This is a genomic window from uncultured Ruminococcus sp., assembly GCA_902785355.1.
Taxonomy (GTDB): Bacteria; Bacillota; Clostridia; order Oscillospirales; family Acutalibacteraceae; genus Ruminococcoides.
In genome coordinates this window covers 1-4,340 of record CACZYF010000071.1, presented here as the reverse complement: position 1 = coordinate 4,340, position 4,340 = coordinate 1, and the positions used below count along the sequence as shown (strand labels likewise).

Annotated in this window: 3 protein-coding genes; all 3 read left to right on the top strand. The window is 55.9% G+C overall.

The genetic code is table 11. From position 1 onward, the window contains the following. On the top strand, nucleotides 1–1,435 hold a 1,435-nt coding region (locus tag R2I50_RS10075), incomplete at its 5' end, for a glutamate synthase-related protein (protein WP_399552887.1). A gap of 65 nt (nucleotides 1,436–1,500) precedes the next feature. Further along, entirely contained in the window at nucleotides 1,501–2,985 is a 1,485-nt protein-coding gene (locus R2I50_RS10070; RefSeq protein ID WP_316609011.1) for a glutamate synthase subunit beta, read from the top strand. A gap of 12 nt (nucleotides 2,986–2,997) precedes the next feature. Then, a partial coding sequence (locus R2I50_RS10065) for a CTP synthase (protein ID WP_316609010.1) occupies nucleotides 2,998–4,340 on the top strand: 1,343 nt, incomplete at its 3' end.

Sequence of the window (4,340 nt, the reverse complement as noted above, 5' to 3'; positions counted from 1 at the left end):
CCCGGGCGTGTCGCTGATCTCACCGCCGCCGCATCACGATATCTATTCGATCGAGGATCTGGCTCAGCTGATCTATGACCTGAAAAACGCGAACAAAAAGGCACGTATCTCCGTCAAGCTCGTCTCACAAGCAGGCGTCGGCACGGTAGCCGCAGGCGTGGCGAAGGCAGGCGCAGAGGTCATCTTGATCTCGGGCTATGACGGCGGTACAGGCGCCGCTCCGCGCAGCTCGATCTATAACGCGGGCCTGCCGTGGGAGCTGGGTCTTGCCGAAGCGCACCAAACGCTCCTGCTCAACGGACTGCGGCATAAGGTCGTCATTGAGACGGACGGCAAGCTGATGACAGGCCGTGACGTCGCGATCGCGGCGATCCTCGGTGCGGAGGAATTCGGCTTTGCGACCGCGCCGCTGGTGACCTTGGGCTGTGCGATGATGCGCGTCTGCAACCTCGACACCTGTCCCTTCGGCGTAGCAACGCAGAACCCCGAGCTGAGAAAACGCTTTATGGGCAAGCCCGAGTACGTCGTCAATTTCATGCGCTTTATCGCACAGGAACTGCGCGAGTATATGGCGCGGCTGGGCGTGCATACCATTGACGAGCTGATCGGACGAAAGGATCTTTTGAAAAAGCGGGACAATCTTTCGCCGCGTGAACAGCAGATTGACGTCTCCGTTATTCTTGATAACGGTCTTGATGATATGCCGATCCGCTATGATGAAAAGGACCCCTATGACTTCAAACTCTCCGATACACTCGATGAAAAGGTGATCATAAAAGCGTTCAAAAAAGCACTGCGCGAGGGCAAGTCGGCTCAGATAGAGATCGATGTCCGCAACACCGACCGCTCCCTCGGTACGGCGTTCGGCTCCGAGATCACCAAAAAATACGGCGAGGATCTCAATGACGATACCTATCGGATCATCTGCAACGGCTCGGGCGGTCAGAGCTTTGGCGCGTTTATCCCGAGGGGCTTGACGATGGAGCTCAAAGGCGACAGCAATGACTATTTCGGAAAAGGATTATCGGGCGGTAAGCTGATCGTTTACCCCGATGAACACAGTCGCTTCAAGGCGGAGGAGAACATCATCATCGGCAACGTCGCTCTCTATGGCGCGACAAGCGGCAAGGCGTTTATCAACGGTATCGCGGGCGAGCGCTTTTGTGTGCGCAATTCGGGCGCGACAGCCGTCGTCGAGGGCGTCGGCGAGCACGGATGTGAATATATGACAGGCGGCAAGGTCGTCATCCTCGGCAGCACCGGCAAGAATTTTGCCGCCGGTATGTCGGGCGGTATCGCCTATGTACTGGATGAACACCATCACCTTTATAAAAGGCTGAACAAAGAGCTGGTAGAGTGTACGGAACTGAGCGAGCAAAAGGATATTGACGAGCTGAGAATGCTGATCACGGAGCATGTGGAAGCGACAGGCTGACGAGGACAGCGCCAAGATCGAAGCCTTCTATCAGCTGATCCGCTCGAGATAAGGAGGAGTGCAGTATGGGAAATCCCAACGGATTTATGGAATATACACGACAGGATAATCCCTCGTCGGCCGTGGAAGAACGGATCAAAAATTATAACGAATTCCACACCCCGATCAGGGAAGCGGATCGCAAGCATCAGGGCGAGCGTTGTATGCACTGCGGCGTACCGTTCTGTCAGGCAGGCTTGCCGATCAGCGGCATGATATCGGGCTGTCCGCTGAACAACTTGATCCCCGAATGGAACAATCTTGTCAGCCTCGGCGCTTGGAAACAGGCGTACAATCGTCTGAAAATGACCAACAGCTTTCCCGAGTTCACCTCACGCGTGTGTCCTGCATTATGCGAAAAGGCGTGTACCTGCGGCTCAAACGGCGATCCTGTCACGGTTCGCGCCAATGAATATGATATCATCGAAACGGCATATCAAGAAGGCTGGGCAGAGCCAATGCCGCCGAAACAGCGGACAGGGAAAAAGATCGCCGTCATCGGCTCCGGCCCCTCGGGACTTGCCGCCGCCGATCAACTCAACCGCCGCGGTCATTCTGTCACGGTGTATGAGCGGAGCGATCGTGTCGGCGGACTGCTGATGTACGGCATCCCGAACATGAAGCTCGAAAAGCACATCATCGAGCGCAAGATCAACGTGATGAAAGCCGAGGGAGTTACATTCAAAGTAAACGTCAACGTCGGCGTTGATGTATCTGCCGAAGAACTGCTCTCAGAATACGACCGTGTGATCCTCGCGTGCGGCGCATCCCACCCGCGCGATATCGCGGTCGAAGGACGAGAAGCGGACGGCGTATATTTTGCGGTCGATTTCCTGCGCTCCACCACTAAGGCACTGCTCGATAACGGCTTGCAGGAGGGATCCTATATCTCCGCAAAGGACAAGAACGTCCTGATCGTCGGGGGCGGCGATACCGGCAACGACTGCGTCGGCACCTGCGTTCGTCACGGCGCAAAAAGTGTCATCCAGCTCGAGATGATGCCCAAGCTCCCCGATACCCGGTCAGAGGACAACCCGTGGCCGGAATGGCCGCGCGTCTGTAAGACAGATTACGGTCAGGAGGAAGCCGCCGCGGTTTACGGCAGCGATCCGAGAGTTTATCAAACGACCGTGAAAAAGCTGATCAGCGATGAGAGCGGAAAGCTGAAACAGGCGGTGCTCGTGAAGCTGAACGCCGAGAAGGATGAAGCGACCGGACGGCTGAGGATGGTACCTGTTGAAGACAGCGAATACACGATCGACGTCGATCTGCTGTTGATCGCGGCAGGCTTCTTGGGCAGTGAGAGCTATATCACCGATGCGTTCGGCGTAGCAGTCGACGGTAGGACGAATGTGCGGACGGAAACAGGCAGTCATCAAACCTCTGTCGACAGGGTGTTCACGGCAGGCGATATGCACCGCGGTCAGTCGCTGGTGGTATGGGCGATTCGCGAGGGCAGAGACTGCGCCCGTGAGGTGGACGAAAGCCTGATGGGATATACAAATTTATAGGAAGGTGTATGTATGACAAAATATATATTTGTAACCGGAGGCGTTGTGTCGGGACTGGGCAAGGGCATCACCGCCGCCTCACTCGGCAGACTGCTGAAAGCGCGCGGCTTGAAGGTCGCCGCCCAGAAGCTCGACCCGTATATCAACGTCGATCCCGGCACTATGAGTCCTTATCAGCACGGCGAAGTGTATGTGACCGAGGACGGCGCCGAGACCGACCTCGACCTAGGCCATTATGAGCGGTTTATTGATGAGAACCTGAACAAATACAGTAACCTTACCACAGGTAAGGTCTACTCGAACGTGCTCAACAAGGAACGTCACGGCGAGTATCTCGGCAAAACGGTACAGGTGATTCCGCATATCACGGACGAGATCAAGCGCTTCATCTACAGCGTCGGCAAAAAGACTGACGCGGACGTCGTCATCACTGAGATCGGCGGTACGATCGGTGATATCGAGAGCCAGCCGTTCATCGAAGCGATCCGCCAGGTAGGTCATGAGGTGGGCGAGGACAACCGTTTGTACATTCACGTCACCCTCGTGCCGTATCTCAAAGCGTCCGGCGAGCATAAGAGCAAGCCTACCCAACACTCCGTCAAGGAATTACAGGGCTTCGGCGTATCGCCCGATATCATCATCCTGCGTACCGATGAGCCGATCACCGACAAGGGAATTTTCGATAAGATCGCAGGCTTCTGCAACGTATGGCCTGACTGCGTGATCGAGAATCTCACCCTGCCCGTGCTGTATGAAGCGCCCTTGATGCTCGAGAAGGCGCACCTCTCCGATATCGTATGCCGCGAGCTGAATCTGAAATCCCACAAGCCCGATCTGAGCGACTGGGAGCACATGGTCGATCGTATCAAGACGCGTGAAAGAACAGTCAAGATCGGTCTGGTGGGCAAGTATGTGGAGCTGCACGACGCTTATCTCAGCGTAGCCGAAGCACTCCGTCATGCGGGCTACTATCAGGGCGCGTCGGTTGAGATCAAGTGGATCGACGCGGAAAGTATCACTGCGGAGAACGTCGATCATATCCTAGGCGAGACTGACGGCATTATCGTCCCGGGCGGCTTTGGTCAGCGCGGGATCGAGGGCATGATCATCGCCGCGCAGTACGCAAGAGAGCATGAAATGCCGTACTTCGGCATTTGTCTGGGTATGCAGATTGCGGTCATCGAATACGCAAGAAATGTCGCGGGCATCAAAAAAGCGAACTCCGGAGAGTTCGCTCAGAATGTTCCCAAGGTGATCGACTTTATGCCCGGACAGAACGATGAGATCGACAAGGGCGGCACCCTGCGCCTCGGCGCGTATCCGTGCATCGTGCAGGAAAACACGACCATGTACAG

Bases quoted from the DNA above. Each gene is read 5' to 3' on its own strand.
- R2I50_RS10070 (WP_316609011.1), top strand. From the start codon at position 1,501: ATGGGAAATCCCAACGGATTTATGGAATATACACGACAGGATAATCCC.